Genomic DNA, 23,163 nt, shown 5'->3' on the forward strand with positions numbered 1-23,163 from the left:
ATTCTCAGTCCTCGCCGAGATAGGCGGCGCGGACGCGTTCGTCGGCCAGCAGGTCGTGCCCGGGGCCTTCGAGAGTGGTGCGGCCCAGGTCGACCACGTAGCCGCGGTCGGACAGGGCGAGCGCGGCCAGCGCGTTCTGCTCGACGAGCAGGATGGTGGTGCCCTGCCCCTTGAGCTCGCGGATGGTGTCGAAGATGCGCTGGGTCATGATCGGTGAGAGCCCCATCGAGGGCTCGTCGAGCATGAGCAGCCGCGGCTTGGACATCATCGCGCGGCCGATGGCGAGCATCTGCTGCTCGCCGCCGGAGAATAGGCCCGCCTTCTGGTTGCGGCGCTCGCCGAGGACGGGGAACAGGTCGTAGACCCGCTGCATGTCCTGGGCCACCCCGGCGTCGCGGCGGACGTAGGCACCCAGTTGCAGGTTCTCCGCCACCGTCATTCGGCCGAAGAGTCTGCGGCCCTCGGGGCACTGCGCCACGCCCTTCTCCAGGATGGAGTGCGCGGCCAGGTCGCCGATCGGGCTGCCCTCGAACAGGATCTGCCCGGACTTCGCCTTGAGCAGCCCGGAGATCGTGCGCAGCGTGGTGGTCTTGCCCGCGCCGTTGCTGCCGATCAGGCTGACGATCTGGCCCTCCTCCACGGAGAACGAGATGTCCCGGACGGCCTCGATCGCACCGTAGGCGACGCTGAGGTTCTGTACCTCCAGCAGTGCGGTCACCGATTTCCTCCCTCTGTGCCGCCGTCGTGCTCGCGGACCGGCTCCATGACCGCGGTCCGCTCGGCGGCGACCTCCTCGGCGTAGTGACGCACCTCGGCCTGCACCTCGTCCGGGGGCTTGCCCAGGTAGGCCTCGATGACCCGCGGATCGCCGCGCACCACCTCCGGGGTGCCCTCGACCAGCAGTTCGCCCTGCACGAGCACGGAAACGTGGTCGCACAACGAGAAGATGAACTTCGTGTCGTGCTCGATGACCACCACGGCGATACCCAGCTCGCGGATCGCGAAGATGAGCTGGCGGGCCGCCTCGGTCTCCTGCGGGTTCATCCCGGCGGTCGGCTCGTCGAGCAGCAGCACCGCCGGGTCGGTCGCCAGCGCGCGGGCGATCTCCAGGCGGCGCTGGTCGCCGTAGGGCAGGTTGCGGGCCAGCTCGTCGTCCAGTGTGGACAGACCGACGAACTCCAGCAGCTCCAGCCCGCGGGCCTTGGCCGCGGCCTCGCCCTTCTTGAAGGCGGGGCCGTGGAACAGCGAGGCCACCGGGCCCTGCTTCATCCGCGAATGCCGTCCCACCAACACGTTCTCCAGCGCGGTCATGCTGGGGAAGAGCCGGATGTTCTGGAACGTGCGCGCCACCCCGGCGACGGTGACCGCCGCCGGGTCGCTGGGCAGCTTGGCGCCGCGGAGCCGGACCGTGCCCTTGGTCGGGGTGTACAACCCGGTGAGGCAGTTGAAGAACGTCGTCTTGCCCGCGCCGTTCGGCCCGATCAGCCCGAGGATCTGGCCCTCGCGCAGTTCGATGTTGACGTCGGACAGGGCGGTGAGGCCACCGAAGACCATCGAGACGTTGGTCGCGGTCAGCACGGGTTCGCGCACGCGGACGCCCTGTGACGTTGATTCGCTCGCAAGCTCGCTCATCGCGCGGCCCCCGCCTTCGCGTCGCCACCGGTGGTGTCGTCGTGCACGTTGAGCTCCTCGATCGGCACGCCTTCGGCGCCCTCGTCGGCCAACTCGGCCCTGCGGTGCCGGTCGGGCACCAGGCCCTGCGGCCGGAACCGCATGATCAGCACCAGTGCCAGGCCGAACAGCATCAGCCGGTAGTCGGCGAAGTCACGCAGCTTCTCCGGCAGCACCAGCAGCAGCGCCGCGCCCAGGACCGCGCCCGGGATCGACCCCATGCCACCGAGGATGACCGCCGCGAGCAGCGTCACCGACTCGATGAACTGGAAGCTGTCATAGGCCACGGTGGACGTCTTGTGCGCGAACACCGCGCCCGCCAGACCGGCCAGCGTGGCACCGATCAGGAACGCGAGGATCTTCGCCTGGCCGGTCTTGATGCCCATCGCCCGCGCGGCGTCCTCGTCCTCACGGATCGCGATCCACGCCCGGCCGATCCGCGAGTTCTTCAGGTTCGCGAACACGACCATCACCAGCGCCACCAACACGATGATCAGCACGTAGTAGAGGACACCCGAGGGCAGTTCCACCGCGCCGATCGTGAGCGGCTTGTCGAACGAGGCGCCGAACCAGTTGATCGGCGGCACGCCGGGGATCGCGTTCGCGCCGCCGGTCAACCCGCCGATGTCGTTCTGCGCGGACTTCTTGAAAATCTCACCGAAGGCCAGCGTCACGATCGCCAGGTAGTCCCCGCGCACCCGCAGCGTCGGCGATCCCACCACCGCGCCGAAGATGCCCGCCACGATCGCGGCGATGATCGCCACCAGCACGAACGGCAGGTCGATGTCGAACGCTGCCGCGGCCGCACCCGAGAAGTTCGCCGCCACGAACGCGCCGATGCCCAGGAACGCCACGTAGCCGAGGTCGAGCAGTCCTGCCAGGCCGACCACGATGTTGAGGCCGATCGCGGTCGCGGCATAGATGCCGATGTTCGCCGCGGTCGTCATCCAGTAGTCGGTGCCCGCCTCGGTGAACGGCAATGCCAAGGCGCACAACAACAACACCCCGACGCTGAACAGCTTGTGCTGGTCGGACAGCGCGGAGATCCACCCGGTGAGGCCGATCCCCTGCAGCGCGCCCAGCGCACCCGCGAGGAAACCCAGCAGCGACAGGAAGATCGCGCCCGCGTACGGGTTGCCGACGCCGCCCTGGCCGCCCGCGTTGAGCAGCATCGCGACCAGCAGCAGCAGCACGACGAACGACACCAGCAGCACCGTGTAGGCCACCAGGGTGGGGACCTTGGTCTTCCAGTGCAGGATCGGCTCGATCGTGCCCGCGATCGCCGAGACGATCACCAGCACACCGGCGACGATGCCGACGATGCCGCCGAAGGCGTACGAGCCGTCGATCGCCGTGATCGCGCCGATGCCGCCGCCGTCGAACAGGATGAACAGCGTGTTGATCGCCGCGACGGCGACCATGCCCCACCCGAGTGCCCGCTGGACGCGGTTGCGCACCGGGATCGGCGCGAACGCCACGACCAGCACCGCGATGCCCAGTACCAGGGTGTGCAGTCGGAAACCGCTCACCGCCCAGGGCGAGTCGAAGAACTGGAGCGTCGCCTTGTCGGGGTAGGGACCGTCGTTGAGTACGAACGTCGCCCACGGCAACAGCGCCGCGATGATCGCCAGCACACCGCCCGCGACCGTGAGCTGCTTGGCCATCTCGGGCTTCAGCACTTCCTTGAGCCGATTCATGCGCGCACCCTTTCCGGCTCACCGAACAGGCCCTGCGGCCGGAACACCAGCACGCCGATCAGCAATATGAAGATCCACACCAGGTCGTACTGGGTGCCGCCCGGCATGTACTGCCCGGACAGGGTCTTCATCAGACCGATCGCGAAGCCGCCGATCACCGCGCCCTTGATGCTGCCCACGCCGCCGAGCACGGCCGCGGTGAACGCGAAGATGCCATACAGGAAGCCGACTTCGGTGTCGATGTTGGTGTAGTGGATGCCGTAGAGCACCCCCGCCACCCCGGCCAGCGCCGCGCCGATCACGAAGGTCAGCACGATCGTCCGGTTCGGGTTGACGCCCATCAGCCGCGCGGTGTCCGGGTCTTGCGCGGTGGCCCGCATCGCCCGCCCCATCCGCGACCGGGAGATGTAGGTCTGCAACACCACGGCGCCGATCAACGAGACGACGATCATCAGGATCGCTGTGGCACCAATGGTGATCCGGCCGCCGAAGATGTCCAATGTGTACTGCTGGTCGATGAACACGCGCGGGAACGGCACCGGCGCGGTGGCGCCCGGATACCAGATGCGCACGGCTTCCTTGAGGATCACCGACACGCCGAGCGCGGTGATCAACGGCGCCAGCCGGGGCGCGTTGCGCAACGGCCGATACGCGAACCGCTCCATGATCACCGCCAGGATCACCGCGACCAGCGCGCCACCGATCGCCATCAGCGGCAGTGCCAGCCACCAATCGCTCTTGAGAGCGTCGGGGAGCACATAGGAATAGGTGGCCAGCGAAGCGAAACCGCCCACCATGAAGACCTCGCCGTGGGCGAAGTTGATCAATTGAATAATGCCGTATACCATTGTGTAGCCCAGCGCGATGAGCGCGATCGCGGCGCCCAACACAAGGCCGTTGATAAGCTGCTGGAGCAGCGTGGCCACGTCTACCTCCATGAGGACGGGGGCAGGCTTGTCGCCTGCCCCCGCCACGTCCGTCTGTTGGGCAGAGAGTCGTTTCTCAGCCGCCGAAGGTACCGGTCTCGTCGGCCACCCACTTGCCGCCCGACACCTTGTAGACGGTCAGCAGCTTGTTGGTGCTGTCGCCGTACTCGTCGAACTTGACACTGCCGGTCGCGCCCTCGGCGGAGTACGACTGGACGTTCTTGAGGACGTCCGTCCGCTTCGAGTCGCTCCAGTCGCCGCCCTCGACGGCCTTGGCCAGCGCCGCGATGATGGCGTTGGTGGCGTCGAAGGAGAACGCGCCGTACGCGCTGTAGTCGTCCTTGAAGCCCTTGGCCTTGTACGCGTCGACGAACGCCTTGGCGGTGTCCAGGGTCTCGGTCGGCGCACCGACCGAGGTGGAGAGGTCACCCTCCTTGCCGCCCAGCTCGATGTACTTCGGGTCGAAGATGCCGTCGCCACCCATGACCGGCACGTTCAGCCCGGCGTCCTTCATCTGCTTCGAGAGCGGACCCGCCTGCGGGTACTCGCCGCCGTAGTAGACCGCGTCCGGGTTCGAGCCGCGGATCGAGGCGATGACACCGGAGAAGTCGGTGTCGCGCTCGCCGACCTTGGCGCTGGTGGCGATCTTCGCGCCGTCCTTCTCGGCCTGCTTCTTGAACTCCGCCGCGAGGCCCTCACCGTAGGTCTTGCCGTCGGTGATGATGGCGATGTTCTTCTTGCCCGCCTTGCCGACCAGGTACTTGGCCGCGAACGGGCCCTGCAGGTCGTCGGTGGCGCAGACGCGGAAGTAGTTCTCGAATCCGCGCTTGGGCGCGGTCGCGTAGTCCGCGCCGCGGGTCAGCGACGGGTTGGTGTTCGCGGGCGAGATCTGGACGATGTTCTTGCCCTTGAGGATCGGCTGCACGCTCTGCGCGACCGAGGAGTTCAGCGTGCCGACGACGCCGACGACACTCGCGTTCGACGACAGGCGGGTGGCCGCCTGCGCACCGACCTGCGCGGTGGCCTGGTCGTCCTCGGTCTGCACCGCGAGCTTGTAGCCCTTGACGGCGCACTTCTCGTTGGCCTGGTCCGCAGCGAGCTGGGCGGAGTTCTTGATGCCCAGTCCGAGCGCTGAGAGGCCACCGGACTGCGGCGCGATGACGCCGATGACCAAGGTGCCCTTGCTCTGGTCACAGCTCTGGCTGCCGCCACCGCCCGCACCCGACTCGGTCTTGTTGGTGCCACAGGCCGTGAGCAACAACGCGCCAGCGACCAGCACCGCGGCCTTCACCGTCTGGTTTCGCACGTGATGTCCCTTCTCCGCTTTCGTCCGGCAATGCGTGTATGCATGCCGAACCCCGCCCTCGTACCTATTGGAGGGTTGCGCCGGAACGTAGTGACCGAATGCGACGTAGTCACGCACCTGGGCTGCTCGTGACCAGACTGCAACGAAAGTTCGCGATGGTGTTCGCGCTGCGGACATCGGCCCCGCGAGCACCCCGGGATCGCGATATCGACTTCACAACGGCAGGTCACCGTGCGTCACGATTGCCCTACCCTACTGGACGTGCCCGACCGGAAACGTGTGCTCGCGTGGGTGGCCGCGGCCGTCCTCGTCGTGGGCACGGTCGTCGTCCTGCGTACTCCCGGTGATGGTGCCGATCGGACGGGGCCGACCACCGGCAGTGTCCCGCCACCGGTTCGGGTGACCCGCTACGCCGCCGACGGGGTGGTGCTGCCGGAACCGGGCGCCCGCCCCGAAGCACCGCGCGACGTGGTGGCCGTGCCGTCGCCGGGGCGGGTCCTGGTGTCCTGGTCGGACAGTCGCGCGGTCGCCCACGAACTGCGGTGGACCGGCGGCGGGCAGGCACCGGGCACGCGCCTGGTCACCGTGCCGGACACCCAGCTCGACGGTCTGGTCGACACCCAGGAGTACCGGATCGAGGTCCGCGCGGTCGACGCGTTCGGCCGCCGTTCGGAGCCGACCAGGGTGGCGGCCACCCCCGGCCGCGGCGACCCGAGCTGGCGCGCGGGCCTCACCGGCCTGCTCGACGACTTCCCGGACTCCTCGACCCTGCGCGCGGACGTGCCGGGGTCGCGATGGCACCTGTCCGGCTATCGCGGCTGCGTCGATCTCGGCGAGCGCGGCCCGGGGGAAGCCGGGCTGCCGGTGGATCTCGGCTGCGGCGCGGACGAGGCGGTGCTGCGCGCCCGCGGCCCGCTGCGGCTGCCGGACCGGCCCGGCGACGACGGCGTGCTGGCCCGGTTCGTCGTGCTGACCGACGCGGCGGGACCGCAGGGCAGGCTGACCCTGGACCTGGTGCCCGGCCCCGCCGACCGGGTCGGCACCGCGCGCGGGACGGTGCTCGCCGGGCCGGATCCCACCCTGCCCGCCGGCGCGATCCGGGCCGTGATCGACGACGCGGGCGCGCGGGTGAACACCGGCCCCGACCTGGACCCGGCCGTCCCGACCGCGACGGTGTCGCCGCCGCCCAAGCGGGGCGCCGGGGCGCTGCACCTGTTCGAGCTGCGGGTAAGCACGACCGGGGTGACCGTGCTGCAGGACGGCCGGATCGTGGCTGTCGCCGCCGTGGTGCCGCGCTGGCGGGAGGCGTCGGCGCTGGTGGGGTTCCGGGGGCCGCAGGGGCGCCGATCACGGGTGCACCTGGCGTCGGCCGGGTTCACCGGGCCCCCCGCGCCGGTGCCGCCGGTGATCGAGGTGCCGGTCAACGTCGCCACCCGCCAGGTGCTGAGCCCGGACGCGCCCGCGCCTGCCTCGGGCACCACCCGCCGTCCGCTGCGGGACGCGCTGGCCGCGCGGTTCATGGTCACCATGGCGGTGTCGGCGGGCCTCGACGCCACCGCGGTCCAGGTGCAACTCGGCTCGGAGCTGCTGCCCGCGCGTCCTGCCGTGCCGGGTCCGCCCGTCGCCGCGGGCTCGGTGGTCACCGTCATCGCCGACGTGCCACCCGGCCTGCTCGGCGGCGCGGGGCCGGATTCGCTGAGCCCGTTCGTGGTGCGGGCGCCCGGCGCGGGCACCGGGGCGGTGGTGCAGGAAAGCTACCTGGAGATCACCCCCGCCCCCGCGGCGGGTCCGCAGACCACGACCCAGCCGCGCCGGACCGACCGCGAACGCCCCACCCGCGACGCCCTGCCGACGTCCACTGTGGACTTGGGCGATTCGGCGGGCGCGCCGCTGCCCGCGTCCACAGTGGCCCCGGTGGGCAGGCTGGTGGTTTCCGTTGTGCTGGACGGTTCCGCGGCGCAGTGGGACACCGGCTCGGTCGCGGGCGTGCAGGGATTCCAACTCTGGCTGGACGGCCGGATCGCCGCGGGAGTGCCGACGTCGATCGACGGCCCGTCGGCGGGCGGGCGCTACGTGATCCCGTTGTCGCTGACAGACTCGACTCCAGGCAAGCACGTGCTGGAGGTCCGTGTGTTCGGAGTGGACGGTTCGCAATCGTCGCTGCTGGAGAGCTTCACCGTCACCTAGGTGATGTTCTCCACCACGGCCTCGGCCACAGCCTTCATCGTCGTGCGCCGGTCCATCGCGGTGCGCTGGATCCAGCGGAACGCCTCCGGCTCGGACAGCGCCTGCCGGGACATCAACAGCCCCTTGGCGCGCTCGACGACCTTGCGGGTCTCCAGCCGGTCGGTCAGCCCCGCGACCTCGTGCTCCAACGCCTGCAGTTCGGCGAAGCGGCTCACCGCCAACTCGATCGCGGGCACCAGATCATGCTTGGCGAACGGCTTCACCAGATACGCCATCGCCCCGGCGTCCCGCGCCCGCTCCACCAGCTCCCGCTGACTGAACGCCGTGAGCATGACGACAGGCGCGATCCGCTCCCCCGCGATCGTCGCCGCGGCGTCGATCCCGTCCATCTTCGGCATCTTGACGTCGAGGATCACCAGGTCCGGCCGCAACTCCCCGGCGAGCCGCACGGCCTCCTCGCCGTCACCGGCCTCGCCCGCGACCTCGTAGCCCTCTTCGCGGAGCATCTCGACCAGATCAAGCCTGATCAGCGCCTCGTCCTCGGCCACCAACACCCGTCGTGGGGTGGGGCCGGACTGGGCCTCGGTAGCCAGGTCGGTCACCGGGGTCCTCCTGTAGTGGGTGTCGACAGCGCGAAATCGGAGCCTGCAGCGTACCGCCGCGGCGGCCGTCGGGGCCGGTAGTGGAACGTGATCGCGCCGACATCACCCGGTCGCGCGGCATCGGGGAACCTGCGCGCACCGCCCCGACGTGATCGCGTAGAGTCCCTGCCCGACGCCCCCGTAGCCCAATCGGCAGAGGCAGCGGACTCAAAATCCGTCCAGTGTGCGTTCGAGTCGCACCGGGGGCACGCACCGCATCCGCGCACATGCCCGTGACCGTTTCGGTCACGGGCATTTGTCGGCTCGTCCGGCATCTGGGGTGCGGGCGCGGTCGATCACCTCCTCGATGCGCAGCGGGCTGGCGGGGTGGTTGGTCAGGCACAGGGGCGTGGTGATCTGGCGGAAGCCGAACGACTCGCCCGCCACGTAGAACTGGGCGCGGGCCAAGCGGGAGATGTCGGCGACCGGGCTGCCCTTGGCCCTGGCCAGATCGTTGGCGGCGGCGATCTGGGCGGGGCTGTTGAGGCGGCCGAAGAACTGGGTCATGGCGTTGCCGACGACCTGGTTGTGCAGGCCCTTCGGCGCCTGGGTGGCGAACAGCAGACCGAGGCCGTACTTGCGGGCCTGGGAGGCGAGCACGATGGTGCTGCGGGTGCTCGCCGTGAGGGTGCCCGACGCGGCGAGGGTTTGGGCTTCGTCCATGACGAAGAGGGCGCCGAGCGGGCGGTCGCCCGCCGGGTTGCGCTTGATCCAGGCGAAGAGCTCCATCTGGAGTTGGTTGACGAAGTTCTGCCGCTGTTCCTCGGCGGGCAGGCCGACGAAGCTGATGACGGACACCCTGGCGCGTTTGCCCGCTCTCGGCGTGAGCAGCACGCCCGGGTCGACGGGGGTGCCACCGCCCGCGAACAGGGGGTCGTTGACCGTGGCAGCCTTGAGTGCCTCGGCCAGGTCGGCGGCGACGCGTCTGCCGTCGTTGAGGTTGCTCACGCCGTCGGGCAGGTCGGCGAGGACGTCGATGAGCCCGGGCAGGCTGCGCGACCCGGTGCGGGCGTGGTGGATGACCGCCTGCCGCAGTACCGCCAAGCCGATGTTGGCCTTGACGGTGCTCCCCGTGAGCCGGACCTGCGGGGCCAACGTCGCCACAGCCACCTCCACGGCGGCACAGAACTCGTCGTCGTCGTCGAGGACGCCCGCGAAGTCGGGCAGCGGCTGGAAGGCCAGCGGCCTGCCGTTGGCCCGGCCCGGGGTCCAGACCACGACGTCGGTCTCGGCCAGGTAGCGCTCGGCGAGCCGGGCGTCATCCGGGCCCCAGTCCGCGGGCGGGCGCGGCCAGGGGTCGCCGAGGCGGGCGAGGTCGTTGTTCGGGTCCAACACGATCGCGGAGACCCCGAGCAGCGCACACTCCTCCACGATCCGCCTGAGCAGAACGGTCTTCCCCGACCCCGAGCCCGCGAAGACCGCGGCGTGCTTGCGCAGCGCCGACAGCTCGATCCGCACCGGCTCCCCGGTGCCGATGACGGTGCCGAGCGTGATCTCCCCCTCGGCGCGCGGCGGCTGCGTCCCGTCCGACGGCTCCACCACTGGCGCCCCGGTGCCGACAGCGGCGCCAAGCGTGCTCGTCCGATTCGCGGGCGGCTGCGTCCCGTCCGCCTGCGCCACGGTGCCAAGCGTGGTCGTCCGGTTCCCGGGCGGCGGGTGCGTCCCGTCCGCGCGGTGCCCCGTGGGATTCTCCGGCAGCACGGCCGACAACAACTGTGACCGGCCCGCGGGTCGCCGGTCGATCAGCCACTCGTGTAGTTCGGTGCCGCCCCTGACGAACATCTTGTCGAGCGCCCAGAACGTGCGCACGTCCGACTCGGAGAGCTTGAGCCGCCGCCCGCCCGCTGCCTCGAACGCCCTGAGCTCGGCCTGGGTCTTCAGTCCTCTCGACCACGACGAGTTGCGGATGACGATCAGGTGCCGGTTGTCGGCGCCCGGACGCAGACCCGCGGCGGACCGCGCCTTGCGGAAACGGTGCAGCGCGGCAACGGGGTGTGGTGCGGAGATCGTCCGAAACGCCCAGTGCTCCTCCAGGTCGGACGCCTCGTCGACAGTGCGGGTGAGCCAGGCGTGCAGCTCGTCTCTCCCGTCCCTGGCCTCACACACCCACTCCATGTTGTCGTCGCCGACCTCGGTGATCCACCCGCGCAGCGCGGCGGAGAGCAGTCCGGGCATCACCTTGTCCTCGGTGCCCTGGTCGAGCAACGTCGAGGCATCGGCAGCCGACCGCAGCTGCTCGAACCAGGTGTCGAGTTCGGCGAAGCGGTCCGGCTTCGGGTCGGGGCGCGGCGGGGCGGTCGGACTGGGCCCGTGCTCGTCGAAGGTGGTCAGCTCGCGGGGCTGACCGGTGCGCAGACAGGCTTCGATGTGGGCGCCGATGCGCTTGAGCAGTTCGCGTGGCGTGCATTCCTCCCACGTCCCCTCGAACGCCGCGGGCGCCACCGGCCAGGTCGGGTGCGGCGGCACGAAACCCATGGCCTCGTACGCCAGGCCGAGCCGTCTCTCGACCAGCGCACGACCGAGTCGGGCGTCGGTGACCCGGCCCAGGGTCAGCGACTCGCGGAAGCGGTCCGGGACCGTGTCGGCGGCCTTGGCCTTGATCTGCGTCCACGTGTTGGGCAGGCACGCGAGCACCGTCACCGTCCTGCGGGTCACCTCGCGCAGCCGCATCAGCCCGTCGGCTATCTGGGCCACCAGCAGGTCGCCGTCCGCGCCGCGCCCGATGTCCTGGGTGTGCAGGGCGGACCGCGCGACCAGCGTGTCGAGCTGGTCGACGCCGATCACGATCGGGCCGGTCAGCGCCAGCAGCCGGGTGATGTCGTGCACCTGGGTCAGCGCGGACTTCGGCTGCGGCCGGATGCCCCACCTGCGCCGCTCGCCGTCCCTCGACTCCTCGAACCCGCCCAGGTAGTAGTCGCCGATGTAGCTCGTGGTCGGGTTCTCGCTCCCGTAGAGCACCAACGCCCGCGCGGTGTCGCCGCACTCCACGGCGAGCTGCCGGTCGAGCACGCGCAGCCCCGCGACGAACGCGTCGACATCCCTCGGCGCGATGCTGTGTCCACTCAGGACTCTCTCGGTTGCCCGCTGGTCGACCCCGCCGCGCAGGCACACCCGTCGCAGGAAACTCGTCAACTGCGAGTCGCCGGACCCGTCCGGTCGGGAGAGGCCCCTGCGCAGCGCCTCGGCCGTGTTCTCCCAGAAGGCGTCACCCGCGGTGAGTTCGTCGAGAAAGAAGTACCCGTTCGCCTGGTGTGCCTGTCGTCGGACGAGGCCGAGCAGGTGGGTCTTGCCGACCCCCTTCTGGCCTTGCAGCACGAGCCCGATCGGGCTCGGGCCGTCACTGGCCGCGGCGTCGCGGATGCCCACGTCGATCGCCGCGACCACCTCGGCGTGCAGACCGTCGACGTGGTACGGGGAGTCCCGCCACACGTGGTCGGGGGTGTCGGCCCAGTCGAAGCGCAGGCTCCCCAGCGCGGCCAGGTGCTCGATCATCATGACGTCTCGATGGAGAGCAGGTGGTTGTCCCCACCGCCGATGCGGATGGCCGCGTCGTGGTCGGCGGGCGTGAGCACCTTGCGGTTGGACTCCGGGACCAGGTGCGCCTGCCCGGTGCGGCTCAGTTCCTTGAGCACGGCGTCGACCTCCTCGGTCGGCGCGTTGCCGAGCATCGGCCGCAGGGCGACCAGTCCCACCCAGTCGCGCGGCGACCGGGCCAGCTCGCGGTAGGCGATCCTGATCCGGTGCTCGATCTCCGCGGCGGTCGGCTCGACGTCGACTTCGGTGACGGGCTCGATGTCGACTTCAGCGGCGGCCTCGACGTCGGCGGCGAAGACGTGGGCCAGGCGCAGGTTCTCCCGACGCAGGTAGCCGTCGAGCCCGCCGAGCAGGACGTACAGCGCGGCGGCGAGGGTGCTGCGGGGCGCCGGTGGCGGTGGCGTGGTCGCCGCCAGCTCACCGCCGCACCAGGCCCACCCGCGGTCGGTCAACTCGTGCACGAAACAGCGCCCCTGCTTGCGGCTGGCGACCAAGTCGAGGTCGTTGAGCTGAACGCGTTCCTTGCCGTCGATCACGAAGCCCACGATGGTCCGCAGCTCCGGGTTGGACACCTCGCGGGCGAGCACCATCAGCGTGAGCATCGCCGCGGTCTGCTTGTGTCCCAATCGATCGGTCATCCGAGATCCTTCCGCACCGTGGATGCCTGCCGCGCGGTCGCGACAGGCGTTGGTCGATTCGCTGGCTATTCGCGGGGAAACCCGTCGTGGTGCGCGCCACCCGGGTCCCGCGCGCGGACCTCAAGCACCCGCACGACCCACTCGATCGCGGTCCGGGTGTCCGGTGGCACGACCACGCGGCCCTCGTCGTTGCCCTGGGCGGAGCGAGGTCTGACCACCAGGGCGAGGTCGGCGGCGAGTTCCGCCGCGCGCACGCCGTCGCCCGAACCGATCGCGGCGAGCAGGCCACCGACGACCTCGTCCACGAGTTCCCACAGCCGCGGGCGCAGCAGCGCACGAACGGCTTTCCGCAGCACTCCCACGAGGTCGACGTCCTCGGCGTCGACGAGCGAGGTGACGCCGTTGAGCTGGTCGACCAGGCCGCGCGCCACCTCGGCCGGTCCGCGCGACGGGCCGAGCCGCAGGTACCGCAGGTTTCCGACATAGCCGGGCAGCGCGTTGGGCTCGGCGGCCGCGGTGAGCACCGGGATGACCCTGCGGTTCTGGCCGACGGTGCGGTGCAGGAACAGTTCGACCTCCGCGGACTGCCACCGGCTCACCGTCCGGTCGACAACCAGGCACAGGTGCTTGGTGTCGTCCTCGGTCCTGGTGAGCAGAGACCGGTCGCCCGACAGCGACAGCTCGGCCCGCACGCCGAGCATGTCCAGCTCCTTGATCAGCGCGGTCGCGACGTCCACTGTGGAGCGTGGGGTGCTCACCCGGACGTCGTGGGTGAACTCGCGGTTCCCCGTCCGAGCGGCGGCGACGTAGGCGTCGCGGTTCTCCGCCAGCACGGCCGTGCGGTCGAAGTTCTGCGCGACCAGCGCGGCCGCCGTCTCCAACGCGAAGCTGATCTGGTCCGCGGCGGGGATGGACTCGGAGCGGACCGGGAGCTGCTCACCGAAGCTCCAGTAGGAGATGTAGGGCAGCGTCAGGTGCCGGGACATCACCTCGGGCGAGACCTGGCGGTCGAGCCAGTTGCCGAACAGGCCCCTGGTCTCCTCAAGGCAGATGCGCCGCCACTGCTCGGACCGGTCGTACTCCTCGCGGGAGTCGAACCTGGACAGCAGGGGCAGGACGGTGAGCTGCGGCCGGTCGTAGGGCATGCGGTCGCGGGCGGCGTTGGCCAGCTTGGCGATCCCGACGGCGCCCCGAATGCTCTGCACGTTGGCCGTGAACAGCACGACAAGGCGGTCCGGGAGGTGGGCGGTGCAGATGCCGCCGATGTCGGAGACCCCGGTGCGGCTGTCGAGGAGGACGAAGTCGTAGGCGGCTGTCCACTGCGTACGGCACCGTTCGAGGTAGTCGCCGAAACCCGCCTCGTAGAGGCGCGCCCAGTCGATCCGCTGAACCCGGCCGACATAGTCGGCGTCGTCGCGGCCCGCGGCGAGGAAGTCGAGCGTGCCCACGCCGGTCAGCCGGGTCGTGTGGTCGACCGGGCCGGTCTTGTCGGCAAGGAAGTCGTCCACCAGGTCCACCACCCCGCCGGTGGGGTCGGCGCTCATCATCGGCCGGAAGTAGTCGTGCAGGCCGGGGGCCTCCAGATCCCAGTCCACGCACAGCACGCGGTGGCCCCAGCGCGCCAGCAGGACGGCGATGTTGGCCAGCGTGAAGCTGCGGCCGACACCCCCCTTGTAGGAGTAGAAGGTGACAACAGCGCCCGACATAGGTCAGAACCTCGGCAGCGTGGGAGTTCTGGGCGGGTCGGGGTCCGGCGTGTCCACCGGCCAATCGGGCCGCCACTCGGGCGCCCGTCCGATGAGATCCGCCAGTTCGATCGCGATCCGCTCCACCTCGCGATGGAAGCCGAGGTACTCGACGGTGTCCTGGAACTGCGGGTACGGCAGGTTCCACGGCTTGAGGTTCTGCATCCGCCGGTCCTTCGCGTACTTCGGGAAGTTCTCGGAGTCGCAGAAGATCACCGGGTAGATCAGGCCCTGCGGCCGCTCCAGCGATGCCAGGCCGACGAGTTTCTCCCGTCGTGCCATGGAGTGCCACTCGGCCAGGCACCACTCGTTGAGGAAGTACTTGGGCGAGCAGACCGGAAGCAGGATCCGGGTCCGCAGCAGGGCGGTCCGCACCGCCAGCGGCCAGTTGGTGCCACCGGGGATCCCGTCGTCGAAGAAGATCTTCACCTGGTGGTCGACGTTGTCGTCCAGCAGCTCCGCCAGCCGGGGGTAGAAGTGGGTGCGAACCCAGGCGGGCACCGTGGCGCCCTCGCGCTGGTAGCTGATGAACACGTCGTACTCGTACACGCGTGCCATCGCCCCTTCGCGAGCCCGACCACCGGCGGACCCGATCCTAACTCCTTGGCGCAGGAACAAAACAGGTGCGAAGCCGGGCAAAGACGGGACATTTTTGGCTGGAGCACTAGCATTCGGCCCATCGCGACGCGGCGTCCGGCGCACAAACCACTGACAGCAGGGAGAAACACGACAGAAACTGGACACGCACGCGACACCGGCCGCCCGCGTCCGGTGCGTCGCCGACAATGTCTGTCGCCCGGAGTACCCCAGTTCCGGCCAGCCCCAGGGAGTACCGATGTCCGACCGCGAGGCGCCGCGGGTGTTCATCACCTACGCGCACGAGTCACCGGAGCACAAGGAGCAGGTACGCCGGTTCGCGACGTTCCTGCGCGAACAGATCGGGTTGGACGTGCATTTTGACCGGTGGTACGACAACAAGCGCCGCGACTGGTCGGCGTGGGCCATCGACCACCTGACCAACGCGGACTTCATCCTCGTCATCGCCTCCCCCGCGTACAAGCGCCGGGCCGACGGCACGGCGGCGCCGGACGAGGGCCGCGGGTCGCAGTTCGAGGCGGCGATGATCCGGGACAACCTGACCAAGAACCTGCGCCGGGAAACCGAACGGGTCCTGCCGGTCGTGTTGCCGGGACGATCGATCGAGGACATCCCGACGTTCCTCAACGGCTACTCCACCACGAGGTTCCACGTCGAGGAGTTCACCGAGAAGGGGGTGTCGGAACTGGTGGCCGCGATCACCGGACACGGGCAGTACCCGATGCCCGAGCGCGGTCCGTGGCGGGACGGGGCCGCACCGGCGCGCCCACAGGTGCTGCTGGCCAACGGGCTGCCCTGGCTGGACCGCAGCTCGGACGTCCGCTCGGGCAGCGCGCGCATCGACGGCGTGCACTACGGCGACAGCATCGTGTTGCGGCCGACCTTGTTCACCGCTGGGGCGCGGGGCTTCGTCGAGGTGGACCTCGGCCGGGCGTACCGGCGGATGACGTCGGTGGTGGGCGTACTGGACGACGCCGCCGAGGCGTTCCAGGTGGGCCACTTCCGGGTCTACCTCGACGGCAGCCCGCAGCCGGAAAGCAGGGCGGCGCTGGGCAAGCCGGGAACCGTCGAGGTGGACGTCACCGGGGCACTGAGGTTGCGGCTGGAGATGTACCGCCCGGGGGTCGTGGCCTCGCCGCTGCTCTCCGGGGTGCTGGCGGCGGGCGGGCAGTCGAGCAGGTTGCCGGAGTTGGCATGGGGCAACCCGACCTTGTATTGAGCCACCTGGCCGCGAACTCGGTTTCCTCTTTGGTTGGAAGCGTCCGCCGCGGCGAGCACGACGAGGCCGCCGAGTGGTACACGGCGGCCCCGGGGCCGGCCGGTCTTCCGGCGAGCAGGTCCGACCCCTGCTGAGAACCAGGAGCGCCGGGCGGGGAGGCCACCGCGTCGAGTTGTCGGTGCCCACAGCGGTGAGTGCCCGTCCTTCTTGCCAGTTGCTCGTAGTTGCAACGTCGTCGCGTGCGTACATGTGCACGTATGGTGGGCGAAGCGACGAGGAGGACACTGTGCGGGTCTTGGCCGATCGGACGTATCGGGTGCTGTTCTCGGCGCAGGTGATCGCGTTGCTCGGCACCGGATTGGCGACCGTGGCACTGGGATTGCTGGCCTACCGGCTCGCGGGCGCGAGCGCCGGGGTGGTGCTCGGCACGGTTCTGGCGATCAAGATGGCGGCCAACGTGCTGGTGGCGCCCGTGGTGACCGCCCTGGCGGATCGGCTTCCCCGCCGCGCGTTCTTGGTCGGACTGGATCTGGTGCGGGCGGCCATCGCGGTCTCGCTGCCGTTCGTCACCGCGGTGTGGCAGGTGTTCGTGCTGGTCGTCGCTTTGCAGATCGCCTCGGCGGCGTTCACGCCGACATTCCAAGCCGTCATTCCCACGGTGCTGACCGAGGAGAAGGACTACACCCGCGCCCTGTCGCTGTCGCGGCTCGCGTTCGACCTGGAGGGGATTCTGAGTCCGGTGCTCGCCGCGGCGTTGCTGACGGTGATGAGCTTCTCGTGGCTGTTCGTCGGCACGGCGGCGGGTTTCCTGGGTTCGGCCATGCTCGTCCTCGCCGTGTCGCTGCCCCGTCCAGCCCGGACCGAGCGCGCCAGCGGGATCGTCGACCGTACGACGCGCGGGGTACGGATCCACCTGGCTACGCCGCGGCTGCGCGCGCAGCTCGGCTTGAACCTGGCCGCGGCGGCCGCGGGGGCGATGGTGCTGGTCAACACCGTGGTCATCGTCCGCGGCGATCTCGGGCTGACCGACACCTCGGTCGCGCTGGCGCTGGGCCTGTTCGGCGGCGGTTCGGCGCTCGCGGCGCTGCTGTTGCCGCGCGTGCTGGACGGGCTGCCCGACCGGGTGGTGATGACGACCGCCGCCCTCGCGCTCGCCGCGCTGCTGGGCTGCCTGGCGGCGGCCTATGTCGGCATGCCGGATCTTCGCCTGCCCGTGGTGCTGGCCGGGTGGTTGGTGCTCGGGATCGGGTACTCGGCGGTCCTGACGCCGGTCGGGCGGCTGGTCCGCCGGTCCGGCCACCCGGGCGACTGGCCGGTCCTGTTCGCCGCGCAGTTCGCGCTGTCCCACGCCGGATGGCTGCTCACCTACCTGCTCGCGGGTCTGCTGGGCGGCCTCGTCGGCGGCGGGCCGACCATGGGCGTGCTCGCCGCCGTCGCCTTGGGTGGGGCGGTCTACGGGGCGCGGGTGTGGCCGCGGACGGAGCCGCTCGACCTGGAACACGTGCACCATGACCTCGGCGACGACCACCCGCACCTGCGATCCGGTCGGCGCCACGCCCATCCGTACGTCATCGACGACACGCACCGCCGCTGGCCCACCGACGCGATCGCCGACCGGTGACGCCCCTCGGTCCGGGAGAACAGGCAGCCATGCACGCGAACGACCCCGGCGCGACGTGGCCCCACCTGCCGCCCGACGAGCAGATCGACATCGCCGTCGACTCCCTGCGGATGCTCGCCGACCCGACCCGGCTGCGCATGCTCTGGCTGCTCTGCGGGCAGGAGTACGACGTCACCAGCCTCGCCCGGGCTGTCGGCATCGCCCGACCCGCTGTCTCCCAGCACCTGACCAAACTCCGCCTCACCGGCCTGGTCACCACCCGCCGCGACGGTCGCCGGGCGGTCTACCGAGCCAAAGGCGGACACGTCCGACGAATGCTCGCCGAAGCCCTCGAAGCCGCCCACCACCACCTCGCCGGACTCCCCGACCACGACTGACCACCGCGCTCAGCCGCCATGGAGCCTGCCGAGACTATTCAGCTATGGCTGTAGTACACCTCAAGCTGTATTGTCGGCAGGTGCTGACCTGTGAAACCCGAGAGGCGGCGCTGGCCCGGGTGGGCCGCGCACTGGCCGACCCGACCCGCTGCCGGATCCTGGTGGCCCTGCTCGACGGGCCCGGCTACCCGGCGATGCTCGCCGACCGGCTCGGGCTGACCCGGTCGAACGTGTCCAACCACCTGTCGTGCCTGCGCGGCTGCGGCCTGGTGGCCGCGACGTATGAGGGCAGGCAGGTCCGCTACGAGTTCGCCGACCCGCACCTGGCCCGCGCGGTGGCCGAACTCGTCGAGGTCGTGCTCGCGGTCGAGGCAACCGAGTCCTGTGTGGACGAACCGCGTGAGCGAGGCACCCGATGAGCGTGCCCGACGCCGAGTGTACAGAGAGTTGTTGCGCACCAACGGAAACCGCCGCAACAGCCCGACGGCGAGCGCTGGCGCGGCGGGTGCGGCTGCTGGTGGCCGCCACGATCACCTACAACACCGTCGAGGCGATCGTCGCGATCACGGCGGGCACCATCGCCTCGTCCACCGCGCTGATCGGGTTCGGCCTGGACTCGGTGATCGAGGTCGCCTCGGCCACGGCGGTCGCCTGGCAGTTCTCCAGCGCCGACCACGAAGCCCGCGAACGCACCGCGCTGCGGATCATCGCGGTCTCGTTCTTCGCACTGGCCGCCTACGTCACGGTCGAGTCGGTGCGGGCGCTGGTCGGTGGCGCGATGGCCGATCACTCGACCGTGGGAATCGCGCTCGCCGCGGTCTCCCTGGTGGTCATGCCGTTCCTGTCGGCGGCGCAGCGCCGGGCCGGGCGCGAACTCGGCTCGGCCAGCGCGGTCGCCGACTCGAAGCAGACCCTGCTGTGCACCTACCTGTCCGCCGTGCTCCTGGTGGGCCTGCTGGTGAACAGCCTCCTCGGCTGGTGGTGGGCCGACCCGCTCGCCGCGCTCGTCATCGCCGCCGTCGCGGTGAAGGAAGGCCGCGAAGCGTGGCGCGGCGATCACTGCTGCTGACCCGAGCCGCGGAATCCGCGCAGCCGCAGGCTGTTGCTGACCACGAACGCCGAACTGAACGCCATGGCCGCGCCCGCGAGCATCGGGTTGAGCAGGCCCGCGGCAGCCAGCGGCAGGGCGGCGACGTTGTAGGCGAACGCCCAGAACAGGTTGCCCTTGATGATCGCCAGCGTCCGCCGGGAGAGCCGGATGGCGTCCGCGGCGGCGCGGAGGTCGCCCCGGACGAGGGTGAGGTCGCCCGCCTCGATGGCGACATCGGTGCCGGTGCCCATCGCCAGGCCGAGATCGGCCGTGGCCAGCGCGGCGGCGTCGTTGACCCCGTCGCCGACCATCGCGACGACCTTGCCCTGGGCCTGGAGCCGGGCCACGACGTCGACCTTGTCCTGGGGCAGCACTTCGGCGATGACCTCGTCGATGCCGACCTCGTCGGCCACCGACCTGGCCACGGCCGCGTTGTCGCCGGTCAGCAGCACCGGGGTCAGGCCGAGGCCGCGCAGCATCCTGACCGCCTCGGCCGAGGTCGGTTTGACGGTGTCGGCGACCACCAGGACCGCCCGCGCCCGGCCGTCCCACCCGACCACGACCGCGGTGTGGCCCCGCCGCTCGGCCTGGGCTTTCGCCTCGGCGAGGTCGGCGGGCAGGGGCAGGCCCGCCTGCTCCAGCAGCGCGGTGCGGCCGACGACGACGGCGTGTCCGTCGACGGTGCCCCGCACGCCGAGTCCGTCGACGGCCGTGAAGCCCTCGACCGGCGGGAGATCGCCCGCGGCACGCGCGATGGCCTGCGCGATGGGGTGTTCGGACGCGTTTTCCAGCGCACCGGCCAGGCGCAGCGCCTCGTCGCGATCGACGCCGTCGGACGCGTGGACGTCCACAAGCGACATCTGGCCGGTGGTGACCGTGCCGGTCTTGTCGAGCACGACCGTGTCGACGCGCCGGGTGGACTCCAGCACCTCCGGGCCCTTGATCAGGATGCCGAGCTGCGCGCCCCGGCCGGTGCCGACCAGCAGCGCGGTGGGCGTGGCCAGACCGAGCGCGCACGGGCACGCGATGATCAGCACGGCCACCGCCGCGGTGAACGCGGCTGTCGCGGTGCCGCCCGCGCCGAGCCAGAACATCAGGGTGCCCAGCGCCAGCGCGATCACGATCGGCACGAACACCGCCGAGATCCGGTCCGCGAGCCGCTGGACCCGCGCCTTGCCGGTCTGGGCGTCCTCGACCAGCTTGGCCATCTGCGCCAGCCGGGTGTCGGCGCCGATCCGGCCGGCCCGCACGACGAGCCTGCCGCCCGCGTTGACCGTGCCGCCGACAACGCTGTCGCCGGGGCCGACCTCGACCGGCACGGACTCGCCGGTGAGCATGCTCGCGTCGACCGCCGAAGTGCCTTCCTCGACGACACCGTCCGTGGCGACCTTCTCCCCCGGCCGCACCACGAACCGGTCCCCCACGACCAGCAGGTCGGTGGAAACGCGCTCCTCGCGGCCGTCGCGCAGGACCGCGACCTCCTTGGCGCCGAGTTCGAGCAGCGCGCGCAGGGCGGCACCCGCGCGGCGCTTGGACCGGGCCTCGAAGTAGCGCCCGGCGAGGATGAAGGTGATCACCCCGGCGGCGACCTCCAGGTAGATGTTGGCCTCGCCGCTCATCCGCTGGATCGTCAGCTCGAACGGGTGCGTCATGCCCGGGACGCCCGCCGTGCCGAACAGCAGCGCGTAGAGCGACCAGAGGAACGCGGCCAGCGTGCCCATCGAGATCAGGGTGTCCATGGTGGCCGCGCCGTGCCGCAGGTTCGCCCACGCCGCCTGGTGGAACGACCATCCCGCCCACACCACGACGGGTGCGGCCAGGACCAGGGAGATCCACTGCCAGTAGGTGAACTGCAGCGCCGGGATCATCGCCATGGCGATCACCGGGACCGCCAGCACGGCCGAGCCGATCAGCCGCTGCCGCAACGGATCCACGGTGTCGGCGGGCTCCTCGGGTGCCGCGGGCAGTGTGGCGGTGTAGCCCGCCGCTTCCACCTGGGCCACGAGCTGGTCTGGCTCGACGCCTTCGCCGTAGACGACCTTGGCCTTCTCCGTCGCGTAGTTGACCGTGGCGGTGACGCCGTCGAGCTTGTTGAGCTTGCGCTCGACGCGCATCGCGCAGGACGCGCACGTCATGCCGCCGATGGCGAGTTCGATCTCGCCGACGCGCGGCCGGGTCAGGTTGGACGTCACGGGTGTTCTCCCTCGCCGTGGCTGTGATCGGCGCTCGCGGTGGCGACGGTGAACTCCGCGGTCCGCACGACGCCGCCGTGGCGGAAGTCCAGGAACAGCCGGTAGGTCGCCGCCGAGGGCACCTCCGCGAAGAACGTGATCTCCGGCCCCGGCCGGGTGTTCCGGTCGTCCGGGTGCACGTGCAGGTAGGCCAGGTCGCCGCCGCGCAGCGCGACCAGGTGCCCGTAGGCGCCCAGGTACGGCTGCAGGTCGGTCACCGGGTCGCCGTTCTTGCGGACGGTGACCGTGACCTTGGACGACGACCCGACGACCAGCTCACCGTCGAGGCGCACCTCGTAGCCGTCGACCGTGGCCACCCGCGACGGGGCGTACTCGACCGGCTGGAACTCGCCGGGCACAGCGAGGTCGACGCCGAGTTCCAGCGGCGCCGCCCCGGTGGGCGCGAAGTCGGCGAAGGCCCGGTAGCTGCCCGGCCGGGACAGGTCCAGGGTCGTCGTCCACGTCCCGTCGGGGGCCATCTCGGGGTGCACGTGCTGGAAGGCCGCGGTGTCGCGGCGCACGACGATCAGGTGCAGGCGCTTGTCGTGCTCGACGTCGAAGGCGGTGACGGGGCGCGCGTCCGGGCCGGTTATCCGAAAGGAGAACGGCCGGCCCGCGCCCGAAGCGAGCGTCGTGGCGGTCGGTGTGAGGGTGTAGCCGCCGCTGGCGGACGCCAGCCCACCGGGCTGGCCGATCTGCTCAGCTCCCGCGACGGTGCCGCTGTGGGTGTCCCCGTGCCCGGCGTCCCCGCCGCCGGGCGTCTCGGCCCGCACGGCGAGGGGACCGACAGCGCTGCCGACCGCCCAGGCGCCGCCCGCGACCAGGGCGAGCGCGACACCGTAGGCGGAGAGCTTGCCCGCTGTGTTCATCTCACATCCTCATGGCGTAGATGGATTGCCGGTCAGGCCGTCAGCTCGTACCCGGCCATCTTCGATGGCGGCCCGCACCTCGGCGGCGTCGAGGTCGCCCGCGCTGTCCACGGTGACGACCCCGGTCGGCAGGTCCACCGTCACACTGGTGACACCGTCGATCCGACCGACCTCCTCGCCGACCGAGCGGACGCAGTGGCCGCAGGTCATGCCCGCGACGGTGTAGGTGCGCTGAGACATCGAGAGATACTCCTGCTGTTCTAGTGGGTTTCCGATTTACGAGCGGACCAGACGGGCGATCGCCGCGCTGGCCTCGCGCACCTTCGCCTCGGCCGTGTCGCCGCCCTCGGCGATCGCCTCGGCCACGCAGTGCTTGAGGTGCTCGTCGATCAAGCCCAGGGAGACGGCCTGCAGGGCCTTGGTGGCGGCGGAGATCTGAGTGAGCACGTCGATGCAGTACTCGTCGTTCTCCACCATCCGCTGCAACCCGCGGACCTGCCCCTCGACCCGGCGCAGTCGCTTGAGGTAATTGTCCTTGTCGCCCGTGTAGCCGCGCATCGCACTCTCCTTCGTGGACTCACCCTAAGGTACCCTAGGGGGGTAAGGCAGTCAAACCAAGTGGAGGCACCCCGATTGGCCACGGAACACAGCCACCACAACGAATCTGTGCGCTGGTCGACGGCGGCGGCCACCCTGCACTGCCTGACCGGCTGCGCGATCGGCGAGGTGCTGGGCATGGTCATCGGCACGTCGCTGGGCTGGGGCAACCTCGCCACGATCGCGCTGGCGGTCGGGCTCGCGTTCCTCTTCGGCT

The 23,163-nt window shown here is 70.6% G+C and carries 20 protein-coding genes, 1 tRNA gene and 1 pseudogene; 8 read left to right on the forward strand and 14 right to left on the reverse strand.

The features are described from left to right. Positions 1-4 precede the first annotated feature (4 nt). The 5 genes from ACT4N7_RS04380 to ACT4N7_RS04400 all read right to left on the reverse strand — a co-directional run bounded on the left by ACT4N7_RS04380 (position 5) and on the right by ACT4N7_RS04400 (position 5,600). Entirely contained in the window at positions 5-718 is a 714-nt protein-coding gene (locus ACT4N7_RS04380; RefSeq protein WP_444827262.1) for an ABC transporter ATP-binding protein, read from the reverse strand. Then, positions 715-1,632 (reverse strand): ABC transporter ATP-binding protein, encoded by a 918-nt coding sequence (locus tag ACT4N7_RS04385; RefSeq protein WP_444827263.1) that lies wholly within the window; start codon positions 1,630-1,632, stop codon positions 715-717. Before ACT4N7_RS04385 ends, ACT4N7_RS04380 begins: the two co-directional genes overlap by 4 nt. Beyond that, positions 1,629-3,368, reverse strand: a complete 1,740-nt coding sequence (locus ACT4N7_RS04390) for a branched-chain amino acid ABC transporter permease (protein WP_444827264.1) — start codon at positions 3,366-3,368, stop codon at positions 1,629-1,631. Before ACT4N7_RS04390 ends, ACT4N7_RS04385 begins: the two co-directional genes overlap by 4 nt. Further along, positions 3,365-4,294, reverse strand: a complete 930-nt coding sequence (locus tag ACT4N7_RS04395) for a branched-chain amino acid ABC transporter permease (protein WP_444827265.1) — start codon at positions 4,292-4,294, stop codon at positions 3,365-3,367. The genes ACT4N7_RS04390 and ACT4N7_RS04395 overlap by 4 nt, the downstream gene beginning before the upstream one ends. A 76-nt stretch (positions 4,295-4,370) precedes the next feature. Further along, positions 4,371-5,600, reverse strand: coding sequence for a branched-chain amino acid ABC transporter substrate-binding protein (locus ACT4N7_RS04400; RefSeq protein WP_444827266.1), 1,230 nt, complete (start codon positions 5,598-5,600; stop codon positions 4,371-4,373). A gap of 261 nt (positions 5,601-5,861) precedes the next feature. Between ACT4N7_RS04400 and ACT4N7_RS04405 the strand changes: the two genes are divergently transcribed. Further along, positions 5,862-7,787, forward strand: a complete 1,926-nt coding sequence (locus ACT4N7_RS04405) for a hypothetical protein (protein ID WP_444827267.1) — start codon at positions 5,862-5,864, stop codon at positions 7,785-7,787. Here ACT4N7_RS04405 and ACT4N7_RS04410 read toward each other — a convergent pair. After that, positions 7,784-8,389 (reverse strand): ANTAR domain-containing response regulator, encoded by a 606-nt coding sequence (locus tag ACT4N7_RS04410; protein ID WP_444827268.1) that lies wholly within the window; start codon positions 8,387-8,389, stop codon positions 7,784-7,786. The genes ACT4N7_RS04405 and ACT4N7_RS04410 overlap by 4 nt on opposite strands. Before the next feature lie 174 nt (positions 8,390-8,563). Here ACT4N7_RS04410 and ACT4N7_RS04415 point away from each other — a divergent pair. Further along, positions 8,564-8,637: transfer RNA gene (locus tag ACT4N7_RS04415), tRNA-Leu, on the forward strand. A gap of 37 nt (positions 8,638-8,674) precedes the next feature. Here ACT4N7_RS04415 and ACT4N7_RS04420 read toward each other — a convergent pair. The 4 genes from ACT4N7_RS04420 to ACT4N7_RS04435 form a co-directional block, all read right to left on the reverse strand. Further along, on the reverse strand, positions 8,675-11,923 hold the full coding sequence (locus tag ACT4N7_RS04420; protein WP_444827269.1) for a helicase HerA domain-containing protein: 3,249 nt from the start codon (positions 11,921-11,923) through the stop codon (positions 8,675-8,677). Next, the gene (locus ACT4N7_RS04425; protein WP_444827270.1) at positions 11,920-12,600 is read right to left on the reverse strand and encodes a hypothetical protein; all 681 of its coding nucleotides are present in this window, start codon (positions 12,598-12,600) and stop codon (positions 11,920-11,922) included. The genes ACT4N7_RS04420 and ACT4N7_RS04425 overlap by 4 nt, the downstream gene beginning before the upstream one ends. A 65-nt stretch (positions 12,601-12,665) precedes the next feature. Beyond that, complete coding sequence (locus ACT4N7_RS04430; protein ID WP_444827271.1) at positions 12,666-14,306, reverse strand: CATRA system-associated protein; 1,641 nt, start codon at positions 14,304-14,306, stop codon at positions 12,666-12,668. 3 nt (positions 14,307-14,309) lie between these two features. Beyond that, on the reverse strand, positions 14,310-14,903 hold the full coding sequence (locus tag ACT4N7_RS04435) for a TIR domain-containing protein (RefSeq protein ID WP_444827272.1): 594 nt from the start codon (positions 14,901-14,903) through the stop codon (positions 14,310-14,312). Between the two features lie 277 nt (positions 14,904-15,180). On the opposite strand from ACT4N7_RS04435, the gene ACT4N7_RS04440 reads away from it, so the two are divergent. From ACT4N7_RS04440 to ACT4N7_RS04460, 5 genes are all read left to right on the forward strand, one after another. Then, the gene (locus ACT4N7_RS04440; RefSeq protein WP_444827273.1) at positions 15,181-16,161 is read left to right on the forward strand and encodes an SEFIR domain-containing protein; all 981 of its coding nucleotides are present in this window, start codon (positions 15,181-15,183) and stop codon (positions 16,159-16,161) included. A gap of 286 nt (positions 16,162-16,447) precedes the next feature. Continuing rightward, entirely contained in the window at positions 16,448-17,782 is a 1,335-nt protein-coding gene (locus ACT4N7_RS04445) for an MFS transporter (protein ID WP_444827274.1), read from the forward strand. A 29-nt stretch (positions 17,783-17,811) separates the two neighbouring features. Next, entirely contained in the window at positions 17,812-18,159 is a 348-nt protein-coding gene (locus tag ACT4N7_RS04450) for an ArsR/SmtB family transcription factor (protein WP_444827275.1), read from the forward strand. 80 nt (positions 18,160-18,239) lie between these two features. Further along, the gene (gene cmtR / locus ACT4N7_RS04455) at positions 18,240-18,578 is read left to right on the forward strand and encodes a Cd(II)/Pb(II)-sensing metalloregulatory transcriptional regulator CmtR (RefSeq protein WP_444827283.1); all 339 of its coding nucleotides are present in this window, start codon (positions 18,240-18,242) and stop codon (positions 18,576-18,578) included. After that, positions 18,575-19,228 carry a cation transporter gene (locus tag ACT4N7_RS04460; RefSeq protein ID WP_444827276.1) on the forward strand — a complete coding sequence of 218 codons (654 nt, stop codon included), beginning with the start codon at positions 18,575-18,577 and terminating at the stop codon, positions 19,226-19,228. The genes cmtR and ACT4N7_RS04460 overlap by 4 nt, the downstream gene beginning before the upstream one ends. Here the strand turns inward: ACT4N7_RS04460 and ACT4N7_RS04465 are convergent. The 4 genes and pseudogenes from ACT4N7_RS04465 to ACT4N7_RS04480 form a co-directional block, all read right to left on the reverse strand. Further along, positions 19,216-21,384, reverse strand: coding sequence for a heavy metal translocating P-type ATPase (locus tag ACT4N7_RS04465; protein ID WP_444827284.1), 2,169 nt, complete (start codon positions 21,382-21,384; stop codon positions 19,216-19,218). The two genes, ACT4N7_RS04460 and ACT4N7_RS04465, sit on opposite strands and share 13 nt — an antisense overlap. A 53-nt stretch (positions 21,385-21,437) precedes the next feature. Continuing rightward, a complete protein-coding gene (locus ACT4N7_RS04470) occupies positions 21,438-22,349 on the reverse strand; it encodes a hypothetical protein (RefSeq protein ID WP_444827277.1) in 912 nt (303 codons plus the stop codon). A 32-nt stretch (positions 22,350-22,381) separates the two neighbouring features. Next, a pseudogene (locus ACT4N7_RS04475) lies at positions 22,382-22,589 on the reverse strand (heavy-metal-associated domain-containing protein). Positions 22,590-22,625: 36 nt separating this feature from the next. Then, the gene (locus ACT4N7_RS04480) at positions 22,626-22,907 is read right to left on the reverse strand and encodes a metal-sensitive transcriptional regulator (RefSeq protein WP_444827278.1); all 282 of its coding nucleotides are present in this window, start codon (positions 22,905-22,907) and stop codon (positions 22,626-22,628) included. A 75-nt stretch (positions 22,908-22,982) separates the two neighbouring features. On the opposite strand from ACT4N7_RS04480, the gene ACT4N7_RS04485 reads away from it, so the two are divergent. After that, on the forward strand, positions 22,983-23,163 hold a 181-nt coding region (locus ACT4N7_RS04485; protein ID WP_444827279.1), incomplete at its 3' end, for a DUF4396 domain-containing protein.

Origin of the sequence: Actinokineospora sp. (genome assembly GCF_052390155.1) — a bacterium.
GTDB lineage: Bacteria > Actinomycetota > Actinomycetes > Mycobacteriales > Pseudonocardiaceae > Actinokineospora.